Below are 23,050 nucleotides of genomic sequence, written 5' to 3'. Positions count from 1 at the left end.
ATTCTCCGTGTATCCTTACTTAAAAGGGAAAAATATTTTACTCGGTGTAACGAGTGGAATCGCCATTTATAAAGCGGTTGATCTGATTTCTAAGATGAGACAGATTGAATGTAATCCAAAAGTTATCATGACAAAAAATGCCCAAAGATGGATATCCGACCAGATTTTTTCTGCTGTAGGTAACTGTGAGGTTTACTATGAAACTTTCGATGTTAAAACCGGTTGGATTCCCCATACAGAGCTTTCAAGGTGGGCAGAACTGTTTATCGTTGCTCCTGCGACCGCAAATATAATAGCCAAAATATCACATGGTATTGCCGATGATCTACTTTCTTGTACCGCTTTAGCTTATTCCAAAACTTCTAAAATAATTGTTCCTACAATGAACGTTAGGATGTATGAAAATCCTATTAATAAAAAGAATTTAGAAGTATTGAAACAAAATGGTTGGTCTATAATAGAGCCTGAAGAAGGACACTTAGCAGACGGAGAAATTGGTAAAGGAAGGTATCCAGATAATAGTGAGATATTAGAATACAGTGAATACCTACTTTCCAAAAAGGATTTCATGAATAAGAAAGTTTTAGTAACAGCTGGTCCTACGGTTGAAAGAATTGATCCTGTAAGGTTTTTGTCAAACAGGTCCAGTGGAAGAATGGGTTACGAATTAGCAAGAGAATTTGCAAACAGAGGAGCTGACGTTACTTTAATATCTGGACCTACCGACTTAAAACCACCATCTATTGTAAAAAAAATCATAAGAATAGAAAGTGCAAAAGAATTAAGAGAAAAGGTATTAGAGCATTTTGAAGATAGTGATATAATAGTTATGACAGCTGCAGTAAGCGATGTAAGAATAAAAAATTATTCGGAACAAAAGTTAAAAAAAGATACAATAGTTAATCTAGAAATTGAGAAAAATCCTGATATAATAAAAGAATTAGGAAGGAAAAAAAGAGATGGTCAAATACTTGTTGGATTCGCTGCGGAAACAGAGAACTTAAAAGAGAATGCCATAAAGAAATTAAAAGAAAAAAAGATTGATATGATAGTTTTAAACGATGTTTCAAGAGAAGATATAGGGTTTGAAAAAGAGGAAAACGAGGTGACCATTTTTACTAGTAAGGAGGAACTTCGACTTGAGAAAAATCACAAAAGGATTATCGCTAATAATATTTGTGACTTTATTTTCAGTACTTTTTTCTGAAAATTATTTTCATTTGTATCCCGTTGAATATGATCAAACTCAAAATATTGTGAAAATTAATTTAGAAAGTTATATAAATACTACGCAAAAACCAAATGTATACATATATGATGGGGGAGATAGAAAGAAATTAACCTTGTATGAAAAAGAAAACGGTGATTTCTCCTTTTATGTTAATTTAAACGCTTTTAAAGGCGATTATTACTCATTCTTAGTAACCTCTACAGATAAAGTAGGGAAAAGTGTTTCACAGTTTTTTGCAAATTTTCTGGAAAAAGCCTTATTCGCTCCAAATATAGAAGTTGAAATAACCACCTCTGTCGTGGAAAATGGTTATCAATATTATTTGGATTATTACCCAGAAGAAGATTTGGAATTAGTAAAAGTACAGGTGGGGGATACCGTTTTTGAAGGTACAGATGAGTTCTTAAGGCTGCTGGGTAACTTTGAAGATGGGTTTTATGACTCTGTTTTTACTTTTAGAAATAGATATGGAATACTTTTTGAACGAAAAGTCACCTTTTTGAAATTGGCAAATGTTGTAGCTACCGAGAACGTTTTAAAACCAAAGCAAAGACATGAAGTATATGGTTACCATATCGTGCAAAAAGGTGAGAGTTTATATAAAATTGCTGAAAAATACAAAGTTCTTCCTGGAGATTTGGTCAACATGAACGATCTAAAAGATCCTTCTTTGATATATCCTGGACAAGCTTTAAAGATAGGACAAGTTAAATATGAAGAAAGTCCTTTACGCTTAGAAATAAACCTTTCGCAAAATAAGATGTACTTATATTTTCATGATCAGTTGTTAAAAACTTATATAGTTGCTGTTGGTATGAGTGATTACACACCTCCAGGCTACTATAAAATTTCATACAAAGAAAAAGATCCTGCATTGTATTGGTATGATGAATATATACCTCCGGGGTCTCTAATGAATGGGATGGGAACAAGATGGTTACAACTCTCAAATCCACAGTACGGGATTCATGGTACTACGAAGCCCTGGGAAATAGGCAAAAGGATATCTCATGGATGTATAAGGATGTTCAACTTTGATGTGGAAGTTATAGATTTTTTAGCGTCTTTGGGAACCGAGGTTTATGTATATAATGGAGAAAATAAGAAAGAATCCTAGATAGGATTCTTATAGCTGGGGTGGCTGGTGGGATTTGAACCCACGACATCCTGAGTCACAGTCAGGCGTTCTTCCACTGAACTACAGCCACCAAAAGTTTGGTGCGCCTGGGGGGACTCGAACCCTCAACCCTTGGATTAGAAATCCAATGCTCTATCCGTTGAGCTACAGGCGCTGGAGCGGCCGACGGGAGTCGAACCCGCAACCCTTGGCTTGGAAGGCCAATACTCTACCAATTGAGCTACGGCCGCATTGAATCGTTAATGGTCGGAGCGACTGGGCTTGAACCAGCGACCTCCGGTGCCCAAGACCGGCGCGCTCCCAACTGCGCTACGCTCCGCTGTCTTACTTTTCAAAATATATAATATCACAAGGAATCTCTTTTGTCAATATTTAATTCTCTATTGTCAAATTATTTAATTTTCTTATGATACAATTATGTAGGGAATTGAATATTAAAAATAAATTCGTTAGAAGGCAGGTTGTGGGTCGAAGGGACGCTATATATAAAGTTTTAGAGTTTCTAAAGTGTCTATAGGTTTGGGAGGTGCTTCATGGAAGTAAAGGAATTGGATAAAAAATTATTAGATACTTTTAAGGTTGATGAGCCTACAATACAGGAATTGAGGAATATTGCAAAAAATTTAGGTATTAAATTAAAACGAAATATGAATAAAAAAGAGATTTTAAAGGCAGTTAGAAAAGAGATTAAAAGGATAGAAGAATCTTCAAATCAAAGAGTTGAGAAAGTCTCGGATTATACAAAATTAGCAAAAAATCTACAAAATCAACAAAAGCTCCCAAAATCAAATGAATCAAAAGAGCTTCCTCAAAAGTATAAAAGGGAAAAACTTAAATTAATGCCTGTCAATCCTAACTGGGTATATGTTTACTGGAACTTTTCTGAAAAAAGTAGAAAAAAACTAAAAAAATTAACAAAAAATTCTAATATTGCTATAAGGATCATAAAAAAATCAACAGAGGATCTAGGAGCAGAAAAAAAGGTTATTGAAACAGATTTAAAATTAGACCAAAACGGCAATACTTATTTCCACCTCCCACAAGATAATTCCACCTATATTGCTTTCCTTGGAGTAAAAGATAAAAAAGGTGAGTTTACTCCTTTTATAGAATCAAATGAAATTACAACGCCTTCTTCATCCATGAAAAGTTCAGATAAAGAAGAATGGTTTTTGATAAAAGAGGGGAAAATTGTTAAAGAAGATAAAAAAGAAGAACCGGCGCTTTGGAATATTGAAAAACATTCTGGAAGTAGTGAAACAATGTTTATAAACAAAAGAGAATTCAACGATACCAATTTTGGCAGCCATTGAAGTTATGAAGAGTAAAAAGGGAAAAATTTTGCTCTTATTACATGCTCATTTGCCTTATATTCACCATCCCGACTTTGAATATTTTATGGAAGAAAGATGGCTTTTCGAGGCCATAACTGAGACATATATTCCTTTAATAAAAATTTTTAAATTTTTAGAAAAAGATAACATCCCTTTTAAACTTACAATAAGCCTCTCTCCAACGTTGATGGCGATGTTTAACTTAAAAGATTTAAGAGAAAAATATCACAAATATTTATTAAAATTGATAGAATTAACCGAAAAAGAGATAATTAGGACAAAAGATGAAGATCCTAAGATACACCAACTAGCCCAACATTATAGGCGAGAGCTAATAGAAGATATAAATATTTTTTCTGAAGAATATAATCAAGATATATTAAAAGCTTTCAAGGAATTTAAAGATAAAGGTTACATTGAAGTGATAACATCTAATGGAACACATGGATATCTACCTTTTTATCGGGATTATCCAGAGGCTATTAAAGCTCAAATAAAATCTGCCGTGTTGACCTTCAAAAAATACTTTGGTGACCATCCTAAAGGGATGTGGTTGGCAGAATGCGCTTATTTTAAAGGGCTGGATAAATATTTATCAGACGAAGATATACGATATTTTTTTGTAGATACACACGGTTTTACTTATGCAGACAGTAAGCCGAGGTATGGTGTGTATAGACCTATTATTACCCCAAATAAAGTTTTTGTTTTTGCCAGAGATCCTGAATCGAGTGAGCAGATATGGAGTTCTGAAGTTGGTTATCCTGGCGATCCAAGATATCGAGAATTTTACAAAGATATTGGTTATGACAGAGAAGACGATTACATTAGGCCATATGTAGATCCAAGTGGAACAAGGTGTAATACTGGAATAAAGTATCATCGTATTACCAACAAATCATTATCCTTGGACAAAAAAGAAATATATGATCTTAGTGAAGCCATGAACGCTGTAAAAGAGCATGTAAGTGATTATTTATTTAAGAAAACTTCGCAAATCAGGAAATTATCGGCAATTTTAGATGAAGAAGAACCGGTAATTGTAGCTCCCTTTGATGCTGAACTATTTGGTCATTGGTGGTATGAGGGTCCGAAATTTTTGGAAGAGCTTTTTAGGCAATCTTTTGAAAATAAAGAGTTAGAATTTTCTGTACCTTCTGAGATTTTACAAACAGTTAAAAAAGTTCAAATAACTTATCCCGGCGAAACTTCGTGGGGTGCCGGAGGATACCACGATGTTTGGCTTAATGGAAAAAACGATTGGATTTATAAACATATTCACGAGATAACTGAAAGAATGATAGAAAAAGCAAATGTTTTTAAGGATCCTACAAATTTACAGAAAAGGATTTTAAATCAGATGATGAGAGAGGTTCTTCTTGCACAAGCAAGTGATTGGCCTTTTATAATGACCACAGGGACCACAATAGAATATGCAAAAAATCGAGTTAAATACCATATTAACAGATTTTTGGAACTCGATAAAATGTTAGAAAAGCAAGAAATTAACGATGAAAAGCTCTCATTTTATGAATGGATAGATAATATCTTTAGAAATATTGGTTACACCATATTTTCAAGTGACTAAAGAACAAACTAATTTATTGAAAATTATTACTTGAAGGGAGGATAAGAACCTTGCCAGAAAAATATTTTGAGATAAGGTGGCATGCAAGAGCAGGACAAGGCGCGAAAAGTGCTTCTCAATTTTTAACAGAAGCTGCAGAAGAAGCTGGGAAGTATTCAAGTTCATTTCCAGAATATGGAGCAGAAAGATCCGGTGCTCCGATGAAAGCTTTTAACAGGGTTGCGGATGTTCCTATTAGAATTAAAAGTAACATAGAGACTCCCGATGTGGTAGTTGTTATAGACGACACACTTTTAAAAAATTCAGAAGTAACATCTGGTTTGGCTGAGGATAAATTGTTGTTAGTCAACACAACTAGAAGCATCGAAGAGGTAAGAAATTTAACGGGGTATAAAGGAAAAACCGGTGTAATACCTGCTACGAACATAGCATTGGAAGAAATAAAAAGGGGTATACCTAACACTGTTATGATAGGAGCTTTGATAAGAGCTACCGATATAGTACCTTTAGATGCCGTTAAAGAAAAAATCAAGGCTGCTTTCTCCAAAAAGTTCTCTGATGAAGTGGTAAGAGCCAATATTAGAGCACTGGAGAGAGGGTACCAGGAGGTGAAACTTAGTGAGTGATTTGAAAGGATGGAAAGATATCCCTATTGGTGGTGTAATTGATAAACCTGCTACTGCAAGGGAATACAAAACAGGTGAATGGAGGATTCAAAGACCTATAATAGATAGAGAAAAATGTACTAACTGTATGCAATGTTGGCTTTATTGTCCCGATATGGCTATAGGTGGTGGGCTTGATGGTAAAAAGATGAAATTGGGAGAAGTGAATTTGGACTATTGTAAGGGCTGCGGTGTTTGTGCAGCTGTATGTCCAGTTAACGCAATAGAAATGAAATCTGAATCAGAATTTATTTAACGAAAATGTGAAGGAGGTTAAAATATATGCCCGTAAAATTAACGGTTACTGGAGCTGCTGCTGTTGCACACGCTATGAGGCAGATTAATCCTGACGTGGTGGCAGCTTATCCAATAACTCCTCAAACACCAATTGTTGAATATTATGCAGGATTCGTATCCGATGGCATTGTAGATACTGTGATGGTTCCTGTGGAATCTGAACACTCGGCTATGAGTGCAGTGGTAGGTTCCGCGGCATCTGGGGCCAGAACTATGACAGCCACAGCTGCAAATGGGTTAGCCTTAATGTCAGAAATAGTATATATAGCGGCTTCTTACAGACTTCCCATAGTAATGCCTATTGTGAATAGGGCATTATCCGGACCCATCAATATACACTGTGATCATTCCGATGCCATGATGGTAAGAGATTCTGGATGGATCCAGTTCTTCACTGAAAACCATCAAGAAGCCTATGATTTTACAATAATGGCTACCAAATTGGCGGAAAAAGAGAATGTATTGTTACCAGCGATGGTGAATTTGGATGGTTTCATTACTTCTCATGGAGTCGAGAGCTTCGAGATGTTAGATGATGAAGTGGTAAGGGAGTTTGTGGGAAGTTGGAACCCTAAATATTCTCTTTTAAACACAAAAAATCCTGTTACTTATGGTCCATTGGATCTTTTTGATTATTACTTTGAACATCATCGTCAACAAGAGGAAGCTATGAAAAATGCCTACAAAGAGCTTCCTGGAGTATTCGAGGAATTCGAAAAGATATCTGGGAGAAGATACGATTTTCTAGATTTGTACAAAGTAGATGATGCTGATTATTTAATGGTTGTTCTGAATTCTACTGCATCTACAGCAAAGTATGTTGTAGACCAACTTAGAGAAGAAGGACATAAGGTTGGATTGGTGAAACCTCAAGTCTTTACTCCTTTCCCTAAGAAAGAATTTCAGCAAGTTTTAAATGGAAGAAAGGGTGTAGTTGTTTTAGATAGAGCAATGTCTTTTGGGAAAGAAGCCCCTTTGTATTCCTTAGTAAAATCTTCTTTGTACGAGGTTGCTTCTCGGCCTTCTTTAGGTTCTTATATTTATGGTTTAGGAGGAAGAGACACAACCCCTGAAATGATAAGAGAAGCATTTGAAGATGCTCTTCAAGGTAATCTTATAGCTGATGAACAAAGATACTTGGGTTTAAGAGAATAATCGGAGGTGAATAATTGTGCCTAATATTAGAGATATAGTAGGATACGTTGAAACACATGATTGGGGTTTTACACAAGGCCATAGATTGTGTCCGGGTTGTAATGCTCCGATGGTTGCAAATTGGGCTACTTTGGCTGCAAAAAGTATGGGTTATGAACCTGTAGTGGCAGCCGCCACAGGTTGTTTGGAAGTTTCTTCCACAATATACCCGTTTACTTCTTGGAATGTGCCTTATATACACAACGCCTTTGAAAATGTTGCAGCTACAATATCCGGGGCTGAAGCTGCTTATAGATCCCTCTTAAACAGAGGAAAAATAGACAACGATAAGATAAAATTTATCGCATTTGCTGGTGATGGTGGCACTTACGATATAGGGTTACAATCATTATCTGGAGCAATAGAAAGAGGACACGATTTTGTTTACATCTTGTATGATAACGAAGGGTACATGAACACAGGTAACCAAAGATCTGGATCTACCCCTCCAGGTGCCGATTCAACTACCGCTCCCGTCGGTAAGGCTATATCAGGGAAGTTACAATTGAAAAAGAGTATAGTTGATATAGTAGCTGGTCATGAAGGCGTTTATGCTGCAACCGCAGCAACTGCCGAACCTTGGGATTTTATGAGAAAGATGCAAGCAGCATTAGAGTTCAAAGGGCCTTCTTTCATTGCTATGTTGGCACCATGTGTAAGATTTTGGAGAATTCCTGACGATTCAGGTCCAGAAGTAACTAAATTAGCTGTTGAAACAAAGTATTGGCCATTATGGGAATACAATATGGGCGTTTACAAAGTTACTAAGAAGCCTAAAACATTCAAACCAGTAAAAGATTACATAACCAAATTAGGAAGATACAGCAAGCTTATGAAAAGGCCGGATGCTAACGAAATATTGGAAGAACTTCAAAATTATGTCGACGCTAAATGGGATAGATTGTTGGCTTTGGAGGAAATTTCTAAAGATAAACCTATTAGAACAAAAATATAGAGACTTTAAAGGGGATATTAATATATCCCCTTTTTTCAATAATAAAAGATTAAACATTGGGGAAATTCAAAAAAATGTGGTAAAATTAAAATCAAATGCAGTTCGTTGCTAAAGACAGTAAAATTTTAAGAGTTTAGGAGGCATTAGTGAATGAATAATTGGTTTAAAAAGCACGAAAGACTGATCACTATAATAGTTATAGCAGGTTTTTTAGCAGGTATAGTTTGGTGGTCTGTGGCAACTTATGTATCATCTCGAAACCCTGCGACCACTTCACAAAATAGAGACACACTGAGGAAAGAAGACTCTGTTTTAGTTATCACTAAAGACGGCATAGATTTAGATTATCCCTATTGGATAATGAAGAGTGAAGTAGATAATATAACTCAACAGCAAGCACAGATCTATCAACAGTATTACGGTCAACAGTTGGATCCTATTTTTGATTATTTAACACTTGATAATCAAGTGGTAGATTTACTCTTTGACGAAAAAATTGTAAGATATTATGCGGAGCAAAACGATCTGTTGCCTTCTAAAGAAGAAGTGAATAATCAGGTAAATACACAAGTCGATCAATATATATCTCAATACAAATCTGATGAATCAAATTGGGATAATATGCTTCAATATTATGGTAGTGAACAAAATATTCGAAATATTTTAATTTCCAGTTTACAACAAACAGTGGAGACCGATTTGATAAATAGTGCGGTTAAAGACGCAGTGGCACCAACTTCCAGAGAAGATGCTTTAGCTTATATCGAACAAAACTTCGAAAGTATAAAGAATGATTATGAAGAAGTTAGAGTACAGCATATACTTTTTTCAGATGAGGCAACCGCCAATAGCATCAAGGAAAAGATTGAAACAGGTGAGATAACTTTTGAAGATGCCGCTTCTTTGTATTCAAAGGATACTTCTAATGCTACTAATTCTGGAGAGATTGGATGGATAAAACACGGGCAGTATGAAAAAAGTTTTGAAGATGCAGCATTTAATGGACAAGTTGGTGAAATTATTGGACCTGTACAAACGTCGGAGGGTTTCCATTTGATAAGAGTACTTGATAGGAAAATATTTGAAAAACCCGAAGATATATTTTTGTATGATGATGTATATGCTGAAGTAGAAAGCACAGTTCAAGGTCAAAAGTATGATAATTGGTTGTCTAATTATAAAGAAAGTGAAAACTTTGGAAGGAATTATTACGATACAAAATTGATGTATATGTACGAGTTAACGAAAGCGGGTACAGATGTAGAAAGATTAGAAGAATTAGCGAAAGAATTAGAAAGTATTGTGTTCGAAGGTAATGAAATTTCAATGGAAGTTGATTCGGATTATTTAGCTGTATATACGATGGTTGTAAGCCAGCTAATGGGGTTATATAATGAGCAAACTACTTCCATAAATCAATATCTTAGCTTATCTGAATTTGTGGATCCAGCTATTGTTTCACTAGGTTTGGATGCTATAAATAACAAACTCGAAGAATTGAACGCTCAATCAACTACGGATGAAAGTACTTCTTTATCGAGTGAAATATCGAAATATCAAGATGCTAAAAGTTATTTAAGTTCCAAAGAATCCCTTGAGGCTTTGGGAGTAAGTACTACAGAAGATGCAAGCGTTATGAGAGCAGAATTACAAACTAAATCACAAGATTACACTGAAAAGTTAAAAAAGGTATTAGCCGATCTTTATGCACAGTATCCTTCTTCTAACACAGTAGTTCAACTTTATTATCAGTTGAACCCTCAAGATCCAAAAGTAAAGGTTAGCTATTCGAAGTTACAGTTGGATCAGTTAAAACAATACGCCTCTTATTTAGGATCCCAATATTTATTTTCATATTTTCAACAACAGATCACTGAAATCTTGGTAAATGTTCAAACAGTTGTAGATGCTACCCAGGCAGCAACCGATACAAAATTAGAAGCATTGGATGTTGGATTAGATTTAACTGATTTATTAGGGTTAAAGGAAATTAAATTGTCTTATTTGGAAACAATAAAAAAGATCGATCCTAACTATTATACTAATATTGATAGTATGATAGAAAGTGTACAAAAAGAAATAGAAGAAGCTAATAATACCTCTAATACTTCTACAGATACATCTCAAGTTGCAACTCCGTCGAATATCCAATGATAGAAACGTAATAAAAAAGGGAGGTTATACCTCCCTTTTTTTGGCTGGGACGGTAGGATTCGAACCTACGAATAACGGAGTCAAAGTCCGTCGCCTTGCCGCTTGGCTACGTCCCATTAACTAAGTCCACAAAAATCATTATAACATATCAACATTATTTTGTCAATACAGCCGTGGCTCCTTGTCAAATATGGTTGATAGAATAGACTGAAGAGATGATGAAAAAGGTAATACAGCGATTTTTTTGTTAAGTAATTTCAGCTCAGAAAGGATAACTGTTTACAATATGTTGTTCCTTCTGTGATGAAATTTGGTAGTTTTATGAATCTTTCTGGCATCACTCCTAATAGAACTTTTTTGGTATATCTCAAAACTTCCTTGAATCCAAAACTTATTCTTTTTATTAATTTTATGTGCGTATGACGTCCTTCTACTTTAGCCGTCGTTGTTCTATTAACGAAATATTGGAGTATTTCTTTTTCCCACCTTATATATGTTTTGGCCCATCTCCATACCTGAGGATCTTCACTTTCTTCCATCTTCCCTATCAATATGTGTAATCTTCTTTTCCCTTCTTCATACGTTTCTGCTTTATACATCCATTTCAACATTAGTAGGTATCTATAATACTCTTTTAGATATGGATGTTCCTTCAATGTTTTGTATAATTTCTTTACCTTTTTCTTCTCTTTTAATAATTTCTTTCCATTCAAAAAGAACAATTTTACAGGTATCTTTGTATTGTTATTCGTTACTTCTTCTTCTATTTTTATACTTTCTCTTAGCTTTTTCTGTGCGTCTTTTACTACATGAAAATGGTCCGCTACTACTTTCACTCCAAGTAATTCTTCTTTGACTGCATTCTTAAAAGAGGCTCTCATATCGATAGCCGCTTCTGTTATCTTTTGTTTTATTTTATACGGTATTTTATTTAAAAATCCTTTCAACTCTTCTTTTTTGTCTGATTTTAATATCGCTATCGTGTTTGATGTGTTCAATTCTACTATCGTCGTCACCATCTTAAACCCTCTAAATGAGTGTTCATCTATCCCTAACTTTATATCTTCCATATCTTGAAATTTCGTCCAATCTACCTTTACTTCAATCGAATCTAATAAATTACTCACAGTTCTCACACTTACACCGTGCTCTTTCGCGATTGCCGATATGCTCATCTTACGCAAATTCTTTACAAGGTTTTCTGTCTCTGCTCTTGTTATTCTTTGCCATCTATAACTTATCTTCTCATTTCTGAAGCTTTTCCCTGTTTTTTTACACATGTATCTTTGTGGTCTGTGTATCAGATATATTCTTTGTGTTCCAACTTTGCCGGCTTTGATAATCCTTTCTTTTGCTTTACCGTTACGTACTATGTATTCTCGCTTGTCTTTACATCCTTTACATTTATACGGACATTCTGGTATCCCTACCTTTTTCGAATATCTCACTTCAAAATAAATCTCTCCATCTTTTTTCAAATCTTTTCTCTCTTTTAACTTAAACCCTTTGTCAATACCCAGTATTTGTGCTATAATTTTATTGCTCAAGATATCACTCCTCTCTCTCTTTTTATTTTTTGTTTTTTGTTCTATGAGGAGTGATATCTTTTTTTTACCCCTTTTGTCAAGTATCTCATCAACCATTTTTATTATACAGCCTACAGCCGTTTAAAACTCTTTTGCGATTAGGTATCCATGACTTGTAGCATAAGTTATCGAACGGGTCCATCCGCTACAGTCTCCAATTATTTTTACGTTTCCAAAGAAATCATTGTTTATCTTATTTGCATAAAATTTAACCTCTGCTCCATATAAAAGATTATCGGGGTAAGTAACCCCTCTTACGACTGTTTCTAATCGTTCCAAAAAATCAATTATTGATTCGATAGTACGTCTGGGGAGAGCTAGATTCAAATCTCCCAAAATAAAGTGTTTAGGATCTAATGTTGGTTCGACTCGCCCTAATTTTTTCGTCCTTTTTGAACCTTTAAAATCTTCGTAACATTGAAGTATAACCTTGTCTCCACCAGCAAGGATATTGGAAAGCTTTGCGATATAAGAACCATAACCTACAGGGTCGTTGAAAGGCTGAGTGAATGAATGAGTAACCAAAATTGCAAAATTAGTGTTGGTAGTCTTTTTGTTAGTGTTAGCATGTCCATTAACCGTTAAAAAGTCATCGTAACTCTCCAAAGTAACCTCTCCGCCAGGATTGTTGCAAAAAGTTCTCACAATATAGCCGGTTTTGGTTTTTAGCCTAATTTTGAATTCGTACATCTCTTTGTTTAGGTAGTCCACTATATGATTAGGAAGTTCAAATCTGACACCAAGATCAACCTTATCATTTGATAAGACTAAATCCGGGTGATCTTTGACCATATCCGATACTAATTTGTGACCTCTTCTGCCAACGGCAACAGCAACCTTGTCATAGGCTTTTTCAGTACCATTACTTGTTACTACAACAACCTCTGGACCAGGAATAACTTTAATAACTTCTTCACCAAATATAAAATTAATGTTATTAAATTTTGAAAATTCTTCAAAAATGTTTTTTACGGTTTCTATTAGTAGTTCTGTACCCAGATGAAAAAAGTGAGATCTTACGGGTTCAAAATCGGCATCATAGAACTTTTTATATAGCTCTTCGTTTTCAAAAGATTCTCCTTTTTCTAATTTATTCGACAGTTCTAATTTTTTATCCTTATCTAACTTTGCTAAACCAGATTTTGTGAGATAATATTCCACAACTTTCTTTTGAATATTCAAAGGGATAACTAAGTCTCCACCCATTTCTTTTGAAATGAATAATTTTCCATCGTATTTCAAACCGCCGAATCCCGCACCTTCTAAATTATCTCCTTTTTCATAAATATCAATATTGTAGTGATTTATCTTTTTCTCTTCTTGCAGTCCTTTTAGGAAACCGATAGATGCTGCGCCAAAACCTATAATAGCCATTTTTTTCATAAAACTCCCTCCCGTTAAATCATTCGCTAGCCTACAAAGGTTCAATTTCTATTGACAAGAGTCTATAAATATAGTATAATAACTTTGAATTGCCGAGGTGGCGGAATTGGCAGACGCGACGGACTCAAAATCCGTTGGGGTGGAGAACCCCGTGCGGGTTCAACTCCCGCCCTCGGCACCAATAAAGGGCATGCCTACGCATGCCCTTTAATCTTTTTTTGTAACCTCATCGCATTTCCAGTGAGGTTCTTCATTGCAGAATGAAATCAATTTTTAACTTATTTTCTTCTATTGAACTCACATTTAGTAACAAGCCATATTGGCCTTTCAAATTCGGCACATAGTTTTGAAAAATAGGGGTTAAATCCACAAAGGCGTAAGTAACATCCCCGGTTCCAATTCGTTCACTTAATTTTTGGAACAATTCATTCTCTGAAAGCTTTGGTTTATCATTCAGAAGTTTTTGAAGCTCATCTGGTTTCATTTGTGAAAGCATCAAGTATTCGTCTTTCCAAACATAAAAAGTATTAGTTAAAATTTCTGTTTCATCGTTTTGATTTGTAATCTCAGATTCTATATAAAATTCCATCATGTTTTCGCTGGTCTTTTTGTATTTTATATTATTTTCATTCAAAATAGGTATAATTTCGTCTATTTTAGCGTCAGTTTTCAATTTTAAATAGCTTGCATTACTTGCATTAGAAATTGTCGGCATTGCACCGTTGCTCGTAGTTAAATCAACGTTAGCCTCTACTCCTTGAGAAAGAGATATTAAATTTTCCACGATTTTGTAATCTACTATTATATTTATGAAATCGGCGTAATTTGTTAAATCTTTTGGGATTAAACCAGAGGTAAAAAATATACTACCCAGGAAGGGATATTCTTGAGGCCCTTTTACAAAGTTTTTATCGATAAATTCTGTTTCTGCAGTTCCGTTTCCTCCACCTATTAAGAATCCATCTTTAACGTAAAAATAGCCTTCTCCTTGATAATCAGAGGTGTTTATTCTGTAATATAACCCCTTTTTTGCGGGAAGAATTTCTTCAAAATCAGTAGCCCCTTTTTCAGAAGAAGAATATACCTCTTTATTTTGAACCATGACAAGATAATTTTTATTTTCAATAGTTTGATAGATAGGGATAAAAGAAATTCCGTAATCTTTCAAGGGTTCTAATAGCTTATCCAAATCTGAGGCAAAGGTTTGGGGATTTTCTAAAGGACCAACGGAAAAACCGAAAATATAATTATTTTCTTTGGGTTCTTGAACGAAAATCGAAAGGTCAACATTGAGATTACTTAGAAAACTTTCGTAATCTATCTTTAAAGCGTTAAAATACATTTGAGCAAAGTTGGAAATCATTAGTTCGGCGTTAAATGGTTCTAACAATAAAGTTTTCATAGTTGGTACGGTTTTTAAATCCGTGTATGTGCCTTCTAAATCATTTATTAAGACTACCGCTTTTGAATCTGAAGGTACTAATTTTAAAACGTCTTGAGGAAAAATTGTGATACTAAAAATGAAAATCAGTAATAAAAAAGAAAATAAGAATTTTTTCATAATTTACATCGTGCGATAATACGCACATTACCTCCTTTGATTTATTTTTTGATATTATCTTTATTATTTTACCATAAATTCCCAAAATATTTGAAAACTTTTGTCTACATTTCCATTAGCAAAGCAAACAATAAAAATGATATTTGATAGATAAAACTGTTCTCAAAACTGTATATGTCTATTGAAGGTAAGGCTACCTTTTTTCTTAACAATAAGAACGATAGAATCCCTGCAGCAAACAGCAAATATCCAGTCAAAATTTTTAAAATAGATAAGTTAGAAGTGATGGTTGCAAAATAATAAGTTATATATACAACGTTTAAAATTGCGAAGAAGAACATATACCAGTACTTGTATTCAAATTTTTTCTTCTTCACTTTAAAGGTGCTTAATAATTTATAAAAGTACATTCCGAAGATAAAAATGTTTATCTCTAAAAAATAGGATAAAGATAAATTATCCTTGAAGATATAAAGGCTAAAGGGGAACAATCCTCCTAGGTTCATGAGCAAGAAAAAAAGCAAAAAAAATGTATCTAAGGATATTTGTGAATCTTGTAGTTCTTTTAGATTTTTTGTACCGTTTTTCTCGTATATATCTTCGGCTATCATGAATAAAAATCCTTTGGTGAACATATGAAAAACTATAAAATATGGGAAAAGAGAAGGTTGGAGTAGAATAACCATCAGCCCATAACTCATCTGAGTCATTGTAGAATAAGCCATAAATTTTTTGATATCGTATTGTAGCAACGTAAATATGGATGCCAAAATAGCAGTTATAACTGCGAAATAGTACAGAAAATTTTTAAGTTCATTGGGTAAAGATGGTGTGAGTAAATAAATTATAAATAAAGGAAGTTTAACGATCATACCTGATAATATAGGAGAGATTCCTTTTACAGCCTCCGTGTGGGCATCGGGTAACCATCCAGAAAGAAAAAATAGTCCGCCTTTAGTTAACAACCCTGTTAGGATAAAACTGAAAGCAAAGGTATTAATTCCATTTAAAAGGTTGTAATTTAGATTCAAGGTACCTGAATTTGAATAAAGAATTCCTACCCCTATCAAATAGAAATTTAAGGCTACTAAGCTCATCATCATGTACTTCAAAGCTGCCCATATTCTTATTTCATTCTTATCGTATGATAATAAAAGAAAGGTTAATATAGAGGCGAGCTCCAAATGAACGTATATGTTGAAAAAATCTCTACTCATAAAGAAACCGTTTACACTTCCTGTCAATAGAAGCCAAAGTGAGAAAAACACATGATCATAATTTTTATAGATTCTAAAAAAGGTTATTAAAGAGAAAACATTGAATAAAATAAGTAAGAACTTAATAGTAAAGTCAAAGGTGAATTCGATACCTTTAAGTGCGGAATAGTTTCCTATTACAAATGAACCTTCTTGAAAAATAGCAAGAAATAAGAAAGTTAGTATATACGAAATTGTCACCAGTATGGTGGTTTTTCTTTTAAAAATATAAGTCAGTATGCCGAAAGATATTGGTATTAAAGATACAAGTAGAATCATGTTTTGCTCCTGTTCTTATGAGATTTTTTATTTTTTCTTGACTTTCTTTTCAATTTCGTCAACCTCAAGGGTCTTGAATTTGGAAGATAATATCATTGCAAAAACTAACATTAATGCCAAATTTGCAAATCCAATTACTATAACGGTAAGTAGAAAAGAATGTATGAGTGGGTCTGCGTAACTTTGTAGATGTGTGCTGATGATAGGTGAATTTGCATCATAGGCTAAAAGAACAAAAAAAAGAACTATTCCCCCTTGGAATACCCCGAGGTTAATAAATATTAAGATAAGATCTTTCTTTACGATAATTCCAAATAAGCCAATAAGTATTATTGATAAGGTCAGGATATAGAAAATATTCATAATAACCCCTTATGTTTTAAAAATCTATACAGAATAGTCCATGATCCACCAAAAACCTCGAAATAAATTAAAAAGTTTAGTAAAATGGCAGACCCTCCACTAGCCAGCTCCCCGGGATATCCATTTAGATGGAAATTAGAAAAAATTGTATCTCCCCAAGTATATCCTAATAAACCGTATATTATTATGAATAAAGGAACCAACATTTTTAGCTTCTCGATTTTAGATTTTACAAACAAGTTTTCTATTTCATCCGTTGGTCTAACCAGGGAAACAGCAAGAAAACCTGTTCCTAGAATAGTACCTGCAGCAAATCCACCACCAGGGGCTATATGCCCGGTTATCGCAATATAAAGAGAGATTAAGACTATTATTTGAAAAATTATTGGAGTTATAACCTTTATGATTGGTGTATCGTATATTATCTGTTGGTCGTCGGAAGCAACCGTTGGAATTTTCCCTATAAATTCGGAAATACCAATGATTACCACCGTAAAAACTAATATTTCAAAAAAGGTGTCGTATATCCTATAATCAAGAACAATAGCAGAAACCATATTAATCGATCCATTTTCGGTAAGGATTTCAGAAGATTCATAGAAACTTTTCATATCTCCAACTTTTAAATTTAATCCAAGAACGAAGAAAATTATGATTGTCAAGGTTAAAACAATGTACTTTTTCAACCTATATACCTCCTGACAAGGTTTTCATAGTATACGGTGTCACTTTTTATTTCTTCCAAAAATTTGTTGAAGTCCCTTGCTAAAGATTTATCCCTTTTATAAAAAATTATCCTGTAACTAGTATCTTTAATAATTTCTATTTTTTTGGACAGTAGCGTTTCTCCTCCCATCACTATTTTTCGGAATCTTACCGCATCTATTATGAAATCATCATCCAAATCTTCAAAGCTTTGTGATTTTAAGTTCGTCGTAAAAATTCCTAAACAAGTTTTATTAGGTTGACCAACAGCGTATAATTTTGATAATAATATACCGTTGGAAGGTATTATGTTTTCATAATTATTATCTTCTAAAATTATTCCTCCAGCCAGAATTTCTCCATGGTCGTTTATGTTATCTATAGGATCTTCAAGATCTTTGGTGTTTACTTTTATAAAATCGGCATCCAATCCTTTTCTTTCCAAAAATTCTTTGATCAGTTCGTATTCAAATCCGTATAAATTTCCTTCTTTTTCCTCTATCATATAAGGTGTTTCGATGTAGTAGACCTTAACCTCGGCAGTCTTTTTTATGGCAATTAGATATATAAAAATAACAAAAGCGGCACCAATAGTTATTTCAACAAAAGCTACATCCGGAGCATTCAGAAGAAAAAATAGTACAGAAGTGGCTACAGAAAAAACTCCGTAACCGATGATCACGTTAATATAGCTTTTTTGTGATAATATGTATAATGAAAGAACGATCAAACTTAAAAACAAAAAAATTATAGAATAGTTCACTTGATTTTTCTGCCCACCTTTTCGCCAGACTTTGCAGCGTGATAGGCAATTATTGAGGAGATTGCTGGATTCAAAACTAGAATAATGATAGATAATATGAGTAATCTAGCCATGTTTTCTGGATATTTTAGCATCAGTGAGATTATAACGGAGATTATTCCTACTGTATCTGCTATCCCAATTGCTTGAATTTTAGAATAGAAATCCTCCATCGTAAACAATCCTAAGGTTCCCGCAAACAGAAATATTATTCCCATTCCCATTAAAATGTTGGCGATCATCTTTTATTACCCCCTCTTTCCATGTACGCTGAGATTATCAAAACACCCCAGATGTTAAGAATTAAGAAAATAATTATAACGTCTAGAAGAAAAGATTGATCCGAAACAAGAGAAAAAACTAACATCAGGATGACCGCTTTTGAAGAGAACGAAGAATAGGAAAGTACCTTTTCCCATTTTGATTTTGTCAATATCAGCCTAATCAAAATCATAAAAAGGGATAAAAGGATAAAAATTTCTAGTATATGCATCAAATTATATCATCCTTCCAAACATTATCCACTATATGTGCCTCTTCAGGATTTGAAGAAACTTTATGGACTATTAACTTATCATCTTCTTCATATAAAACAAGTGTTTTAGGGGTCAATGAGATGGAATTTGCTATTGCAGCTTTTTCAAAATCAGATTTTCCTTTAACGTCTATATGAGATAAACCCGAGTACCTTTTTAAGAGTATCAAAGGTAAAAAAGAAAATGTATTTTTGTACATTTTTAAAAGGCTACCCAAACTATATACCAATATTTGTATAGTCCCATAAGTAGTATTTTTAAAAAATAAGTTGGTAATTCTAATTGTGATGATAACAACAAAAGTTCCTAAAATTAACGAAAGATCTGAAAAGTCGTTGATTAAAACACTCCAAATTATAAATAAAAAGATGTAAGCCATAAAAACTCCCGTGCCTTATTGATAGGCTAAGTTACGACTGGGATTTCCTATTGTTTTGGATATGTAATAGACAATTTCTTCCATTGTTTGTTTTATATCGTTTGTTTCAATTGAAAATCCAGCCGCTCGGGGATGACCGCCTCCACCATAATTGAGAGCTATCTTTGATACATCTGCCCACTTTTTGGATCTTAATGAAACATGATAGGAACCTTTTTCATATTCTTGAAATACAATGGCGATCTCAACGCCTCTTATGGATCGAAGGTTTTCTACAAATGAAGGAGAGTCTTTTGGTAAAACGTTGTATTTAGAGAGCATATCCAGGGATAATAAAGAATAAGCAATTTGACCATTTAAGGCAAGTTTAAGATTGGAAATGACATCTTTGTACAAATAGATCTGTTCTAATGGTATGTTATCCAATATGGTATTAGAAATATCACTAATATTTGCTCCTTTTTCAATCAATTCAGTGACATCTTTGAAAACTAAAACGTCGGCATTTTGATATTTAAAGAAGCCGGTATCGGTTGCTATTCCTAACAAATTCATTGTAGCCAGTTCTTTGTCGTATTCAACATTTAAAGAGGTTAATATTCTATAAACCATTTGAGCAGTTGAAGCCATCGTGGGGTCTACCCAATTCAAATTTCCAAAATGTGTATTTGTTACGTGATGATCTATCAAAAGGACATGAAAAGCATTTAAATATTTTTCAAATTTTCCTATTCTATCCGGTGATGAGCAGTCTAAAATTACCATGATATCGAAGTTCTTATAAATTATTTTTTCAACATCTTCAAACTTTTTGATCTTCGATTTAACCCAAGGAAATTGTAAAAGATATTCGGGGATTTCATCGTCGATCACTGCAGTCACATTTTTTCCTAATTTTTCTAATCCTAAAGTCATCGATACTAAACTACTCACATCATCTCCATCTGGGAGTATATGCCCTACTATCAAAACATTATCATTCTTACTTATTTCTTCTACGATCTCTTTTAGATTTTCAGACAACTTTTTTCCTCCGTTCTTTTTTGATGGTTTTCATTAAAATAATTTAATAGCGTTGTATACAACCTTTTCAAACTTTCCCTTTATTTTTTCAGTTATTCTAAGTACTTCTTCATGTCTTAGAGGTTGTGGGAGAATGCCAGCAGCCATATTCGTAACAGCGGAAAATGAAATAACTTTTAAATCAACATGATTCGCAGCCATCACTTCTGGTAAGGTTGACATGCCCACAAGGTCTGCTTCATACTTATCAAACATTCTAATTTCAGAAGGGGTTTCATAAGATGGACCCAAAGTCCATAAATAAGTCCCCTGTTTTAGTTCTATATTATCTTTTTTACATTTTTCTATAACGTTTTTTACCCACTTTTTGTCAACAGGTTCAACTAAAGAAGGGAATCTTGGACCAAACTCCTCTAAATTAGGGCCCCGTAAAGGATTTTTGAATGTAAAATTGATGAAATCGACATCTACCACTATATCACCTGGAGAAAATGTTCTGTTTATTCCCCCAGCTGCATTCTTTATTATTAATCCTTTAACGCCTAAATTCTTCATCACATAAATAGGGAAAACAATATCTTTTAGTTCAATTCCTTCATAAGCATGAAATCGTCCTTTTAATATTATGACCGGGATACCCTCTATGGTGCCTATTACTAAAGATCCTTCATGTCCTACTACAGTTGATTGTGGAAAAAAAGGAATGTCTTTGTATTCGATTACCTTTGGATTTTCTACTTGGTCCGCAATGTATCCAAGGCCAGAACCTAATATTAATCCTAAAATTGGTTTTATTTCTATGTTTTCTTTAATGAATTGAGAAGCTTTATCGATTTTGGTGGTCATAAGTACCTCCTTAGAACAAAATATAAATTTAAAGAGTTAAACTTTTATTTTGATTTCCTATTATTATATGCTTTGATTCATGCGACGTAAGGTTGATTACTTTTTCATTAACCAAAATTTCGATGATGTCATCGTTTTTTTTAATTACTTTTAGAGTTAAACCAGGATATATCCCTTTGTCCATTATGTTTTTTCTTAACGTAGAATCTCCTGAAATATCTTATATTTTTGCAGATTCTGATACATTTAAATCCCAAAGAGAAGTTTTGAAGTCATGAGGCATTTTCTTTCTGTAATTTTAAATAAACTTCTTCGCTTCAGTTAATTCTATTGGGTTTCTTTTAAGGAATAGCATTAATCCATCTAAAGAAATATAAAAATTATCATTCATGTGATGTTCAATACCGCAAGATAAGGTGTATGCTTCTTCTTTTGAAAGTCCTAACACGTTTACAAAAAAATCTATGAGAATTATGTATCTTCTATAAACCTTTTCAGCATTAAGCAAACCTTTTTCCGTAAGTTTTACATAACCGTACCGTTCATGTTTAACATAACCATATTTTTCTAGTTTTCTAATGGCTTCAACTGAGGAAGCATCTTTTACAGACAATATTCGCGAAATATCTCTTACTCTTGGTATTTTTCCATCAATGTGTAAAATATAAATCGCCCTCAAATAATTTTCAAGACTTTCCGAGATATTCTCAGCCAACATTTACTCTCCTTTTTTCAGTACTTCTCTGATGAACAAGCCGGTTTCCATTCCCGTTTCAATCGTTTCCCCATCACATTCCACTATTGGAAAAGATGAAGTTTTCCCCTTCTTGATAACTGTAGCCTTCTTGCCGTTGTTTAAAATAACTTGGCTTCCTGTTGGGTACAACCCAACTATTGAAAAGAAAATACTTACATAATACGGGTCAAAAATTAATCCTGAATATCTTAAGAGAAAACTCATCGCATCGTATGGGGAATTCCCTATTTCTATGTAAGAATCGTAGGCATCTCCTATTTGTAATATTCTTACCAAAGGACTTATAGCGTTCTCTTTTAATCTCATAAAAATACCTGTTCCGTCGTAGCGTTCGTGGTGGGTAGAGATAGCATCTACAATTTCTTTTCCTATATTTTTTTGAATATTTTTTAATGTTTCATAAGCAGAAACAATGTGAGATCTGACCGTTACATCTTCTAGGTCTATATAATCAAATATCACTCTTTTTCCTATCAAGCTGTATCCAATATCATGGAGTAAACACGTTTTTACCAAGGAGTCGAAGAATACATCCGGCATATTCAATTTTGAAGCAATTATAGAGGCAATAATGGATGTATTTATAGAATGAGAATTTAAAGCTTCATTTCCTATGGCGTGGAATAAATTTAGAACGACGTCTTCAGTTTTTAAAAATTTCTTATAAATATCTTCTGCAAGGGAATCCAATTCTGAAGGATCGTCTTTTAAATACGTTATATCTTTTACAAATTCGAAATGTTGATGCCATTCATTATATGTTTCCTCTTCTACAATAGGGGGAATATTTTCAAACTCTATGGAGATTTTTTCTTCGATCTTTTTTTCAATAAAATCATTTTCATCGTAAACATTTACGATCTTTATGCCGTGGCTTCTCAATCTTTTAATGTCACTTGATTTTAAAACAGTACCTTTTGGAATTAATAATGTGGATTCTTTAAAAACATCTTCTGCAACTATTTGACCGGGTTTTAATTCATAAAATGGGATTTTTTTCATAAAGAACACCCGCCTT

The 23,050-nt window shown here is 33.6% G+C and carries 24 protein-coding genes and 6 tRNA genes; 10 read left to right on the top strand and 20 right to left on the bottom strand.

Going from position 1 to position 23,050, the window contains the following annotated elements; all coding sequences use genetic code 11:
- The first annotated feature begins 7 nt into the window (after positions 1-7).
- Positions 8-1,207 carry a bifunctional phosphopantothenoylcysteine decarboxylase/phosphopantothenate--cysteine ligase CoaBC gene (gene coaBC, locus X928_RS03495; protein WP_103078513.1) on the top strand — a complete coding sequence of 400 codons (1,200 nt, stop codon included), beginning with the start codon at positions 8-10 and terminating at the stop codon, positions 1,205-1,207.
- Positions 1,140-2,348 carry a L,D-transpeptidase family protein gene (locus tag X928_RS10145; protein ID WP_211286435.1) on the top strand — a complete coding sequence of 403 codons (1,209 nt, stop codon included), beginning with the start codon at positions 1,140-1,142 and terminating at the stop codon, positions 2,346-2,348. The genes coaBC and X928_RS10145 overlap by 68 nt, the downstream gene beginning before the upstream one ends.
- A gap of 16 nt (positions 2,349-2,364) precedes the next feature.
- Here the strand turns inward: X928_RS10145 and X928_RS03485 are convergent.
- The 4 genes from X928_RS03485 to X928_RS03470 form a co-directional block, all read right to left on the bottom strand.
- Positions 2,365-2,439, bottom strand: a tRNA-His gene (locus tag X928_RS03485).
- An 8-nt stretch (positions 2,440-2,447) separates the two neighbouring features.
- A tRNA-Arg gene (locus X928_RS03480) sits at positions 2,448-2,523 on the bottom strand.
- A tRNA-Gly gene (locus X928_RS03475) sits at positions 2,524-2,599 on the bottom strand.
- 13 nt (positions 2,600-2,612) lie between these two features.
- Positions 2,613-2,688: transfer RNA gene (locus X928_RS03470), tRNA-Pro, on the bottom strand.
- 214 nt (positions 2,689-2,902) lie between these two features.
- Here X928_RS03470 and X928_RS03465 point away from each other — a divergent pair.
- The 7 genes from X928_RS03465 to X928_RS03435 all read left to right on the top strand — a co-directional run bounded on the left by X928_RS03465 (position 2,903) and on the right by X928_RS03435 (position 10,556).
- The gene (locus X928_RS03465; RefSeq protein WP_103078512.1) at positions 2,903-3,682 is read left to right on the top strand and encodes a DUF4912 domain-containing protein; all 780 of its coding nucleotides are present in this window, start codon (positions 2,903-2,905) and stop codon (positions 3,680-3,682) included.
- A 4-nt stretch (positions 3,683-3,686) separates the two neighbouring features.
- On the top strand, positions 3,687-5,291 hold the full coding sequence (locus X928_RS03460; RefSeq protein WP_103078532.1) for a glycoside hydrolase family 57 protein: 1,605 nt from the start codon (positions 3,687-3,689) through the stop codon (positions 5,289-5,291).
- A gap of 50 nt (positions 5,292-5,341) precedes the next feature.
- Positions 5,342-5,917 carry a 2-oxoacid:acceptor oxidoreductase family protein gene (locus tag X928_RS03455; RefSeq protein WP_103078511.1) on the top strand — a complete coding sequence of 192 codons (576 nt, stop codon included), beginning with the start codon at positions 5,342-5,344 and terminating at the stop codon, positions 5,915-5,917.
- Positions 5,910-6,212 carry a 4Fe-4S binding protein gene (locus X928_RS03450; RefSeq protein ID WP_103078510.1) on the top strand — a complete coding sequence of 101 codons (303 nt, stop codon included), beginning with the start codon at positions 5,910-5,912 and terminating at the stop codon, positions 6,210-6,212. Before X928_RS03455 ends, X928_RS03450 begins: the two co-directional genes overlap by 8 nt.
- A 26-nt stretch (positions 6,213-6,238) precedes the next feature.
- Positions 6,239-7,408 carry a pyruvate ferredoxin oxidoreductase gene (gene porA, locus X928_RS03445; protein ID WP_103078509.1) on the top strand — a complete coding sequence of 390 codons (1,170 nt, stop codon included), beginning with the start codon at positions 6,239-6,241 and terminating at the stop codon, positions 7,406-7,408.
- A 13-nt stretch (positions 7,409-7,421) separates the two neighbouring features.
- Positions 7,422-8,402 (top strand): thiamine pyrophosphate-dependent enzyme, encoded by a 981-nt coding sequence (locus X928_RS03440; RefSeq protein ID WP_169926292.1) that lies wholly within the window; start codon positions 7,422-7,424, stop codon positions 8,400-8,402.
- A gap of 150 nt (positions 8,403-8,552) precedes the next feature.
- Positions 8,553-10,556 carry a peptidylprolyl isomerase gene (locus tag X928_RS03435; RefSeq protein WP_103078507.1) on the top strand — a complete coding sequence of 668 codons (2,004 nt, stop codon included), beginning with the start codon at positions 8,553-8,555 and terminating at the stop codon, positions 10,554-10,556.
- Positions 10,557-10,597: 41 nt separating this feature from the next.
- Here the strand turns inward: X928_RS03435 and X928_RS03430 are convergent.
- The 3 genes from X928_RS03430 to X928_RS03420 form a co-directional block, all read right to left on the bottom strand.
- A tRNA-Gln gene (locus tag X928_RS03430) sits at positions 10,598-10,672 on the bottom strand.
- A 141-nt stretch (positions 10,673-10,813) separates the two neighbouring features.
- A complete protein-coding gene (locus X928_RS03425; RefSeq protein WP_103078531.1) occupies positions 10,814-12,103 on the bottom strand; it encodes an ISL3 family transposase in 1,290 nt (429 codons plus the stop codon).
- A 120-nt stretch (positions 12,104-12,223) separates the two neighbouring features.
- Complete coding sequence (locus X928_RS03420) at positions 12,224-13,525, bottom strand: FAD-dependent protein (protein ID WP_103078506.1); 1,302 nt, start codon at positions 13,523-13,525, stop codon at positions 12,224-12,226.
- A 91-nt stretch (positions 13,526-13,616) separates the two neighbouring features.
- On the opposite strand from X928_RS03420, the gene X928_RS03415 reads away from it, so the two are divergent.
- Positions 13,617-13,706, top strand: a tRNA-Leu gene (locus X928_RS03415).
- Positions 13,707-13,775: 69 nt separating this feature from the next.
- On the opposite strand, the gene X928_RS03410 is transcribed toward X928_RS03415, so the two are convergent.
- The 13 genes from X928_RS03410 to X928_RS03350 form a co-directional block, all read right to left on the bottom strand.
- Complete coding sequence (locus X928_RS03410; RefSeq protein WP_103078505.1) at positions 13,776-15,086, bottom strand: hypothetical protein; 1,311 nt, start codon at positions 15,084-15,086, stop codon at positions 13,776-13,778.
- Between the two features lie 104 nt (positions 15,087-15,190).
- Positions 15,191-16,621 carry a complex I subunit 5 family protein gene (locus X928_RS03405; RefSeq protein WP_103078504.1) on the bottom strand — a complete coding sequence of 477 codons (1,431 nt, stop codon included), beginning with the start codon at positions 16,619-16,621 and terminating at the stop codon, positions 15,191-15,193.
- 27 nt (positions 16,622-16,648) lie between these two features.
- Complete coding sequence (locus tag X928_RS03400; RefSeq protein WP_103077759.1) at positions 16,649-16,984, bottom strand: cation:proton antiporter subunit C; 336 nt, start codon at positions 16,982-16,984, stop codon at positions 16,649-16,651.
- Positions 16,981-17,670: an MnhB domain-containing protein gene (locus X928_RS03395; protein WP_103077760.1), complete on the bottom strand. Its 690-nt coding sequence runs from the start codon at positions 17,668-17,670 to the stop codon at positions 16,981-16,983. Before X928_RS03395 ends, X928_RS03400 begins: the two co-directional genes overlap by 4 nt.
- Positions 17,667-18,452 carry a Na(+)/H(+) antiporter subunit B gene (locus X928_RS03390; RefSeq protein WP_103077761.1) on the bottom strand — a complete coding sequence of 262 codons (786 nt, stop codon included), beginning with the start codon at positions 18,450-18,452 and terminating at the stop codon, positions 17,667-17,669. The genes X928_RS03395 and X928_RS03390 overlap by 4 nt, the downstream gene beginning before the upstream one ends.
- On the bottom strand, positions 18,449-18,733 hold the full coding sequence (locus X928_RS03385) for a monovalent cation/H(+) antiporter subunit G (RefSeq protein WP_103078502.1): 285 nt from the start codon (positions 18,731-18,733) through the stop codon (positions 18,449-18,451). Before X928_RS03385 ends, X928_RS03390 begins: the two co-directional genes overlap by 4 nt.
- Positions 18,730-18,945, bottom strand: coding sequence for a monovalent cation/H+ antiporter complex subunit F (locus X928_RS10415; protein WP_425440353.1), 216 nt, complete (start codon positions 18,943-18,945; stop codon positions 18,730-18,732). The genes X928_RS03385 and X928_RS10415 overlap by 4 nt, the downstream gene beginning before the upstream one ends.
- A 38-nt stretch (positions 18,946-18,983) precedes the next feature.
- On the bottom strand, positions 18,984-19,406 hold the full coding sequence (locus X928_RS03375) for a Na+/H+ antiporter subunit E (RefSeq protein ID WP_103078500.1): 423 nt from the start codon (positions 19,404-19,406) through the stop codon (positions 18,984-18,986).
- Between the two features lie 15 nt (positions 19,407-19,421).
- A complete protein-coding gene (locus tag X928_RS03370) occupies positions 19,422-20,429 on the bottom strand; it encodes a DHH family phosphoesterase (RefSeq protein WP_103078499.1) in 1,008 nt (335 codons plus the stop codon).
- Positions 20,430-20,462: 33 nt separating this feature from the next.
- The gene (locus X928_RS03365) at positions 20,463-21,275 is read right to left on the bottom strand and encodes a purine-nucleoside phosphorylase (RefSeq protein ID WP_103078498.1); all 813 of its coding nucleotides are present in this window, start codon (positions 21,273-21,275) and stop codon (positions 20,463-20,465) included.
- Positions 21,276-21,303: 28 nt separating this feature from the next.
- On the bottom strand, positions 21,304-21,492 hold the full coding sequence (locus X928_RS10410) for a FeoA family protein (protein WP_425440352.1): 189 nt from the start codon (positions 21,490-21,492) through the stop codon (positions 21,304-21,306).
- Positions 21,493-21,573: 81 nt separating this feature from the next.
- On the bottom strand, positions 21,574-21,990 hold the full coding sequence (locus tag X928_RS03355; protein WP_169926290.1) for a metal-dependent transcriptional regulator: 417 nt from the start codon (positions 21,988-21,990) through the stop codon (positions 21,574-21,576).
- A 3-nt stretch (positions 21,991-21,993) separates the two neighbouring features.
- Positions 21,994-23,034, bottom strand: coding sequence for an HD-GYP domain-containing protein (locus tag X928_RS03350; RefSeq protein WP_103078495.1), 1,041 nt, complete (start codon positions 23,032-23,034; stop codon positions 21,994-21,996).
- Positions 23,035-23,050 lie beyond the last annotated feature (16 nt).

The sequence above is a fragment of the Petrotoga miotherma DSM 10691 genome (assembly GCF_002895605.1).
GTDB lineage: Bacteria > Thermotogota > Thermotogae > Petrotogales > Petrotogaceae > Petrotoga > Petrotoga miotherma.
This window is presented reverse-complemented; position numbering and strand designations above follow the sequence as displayed.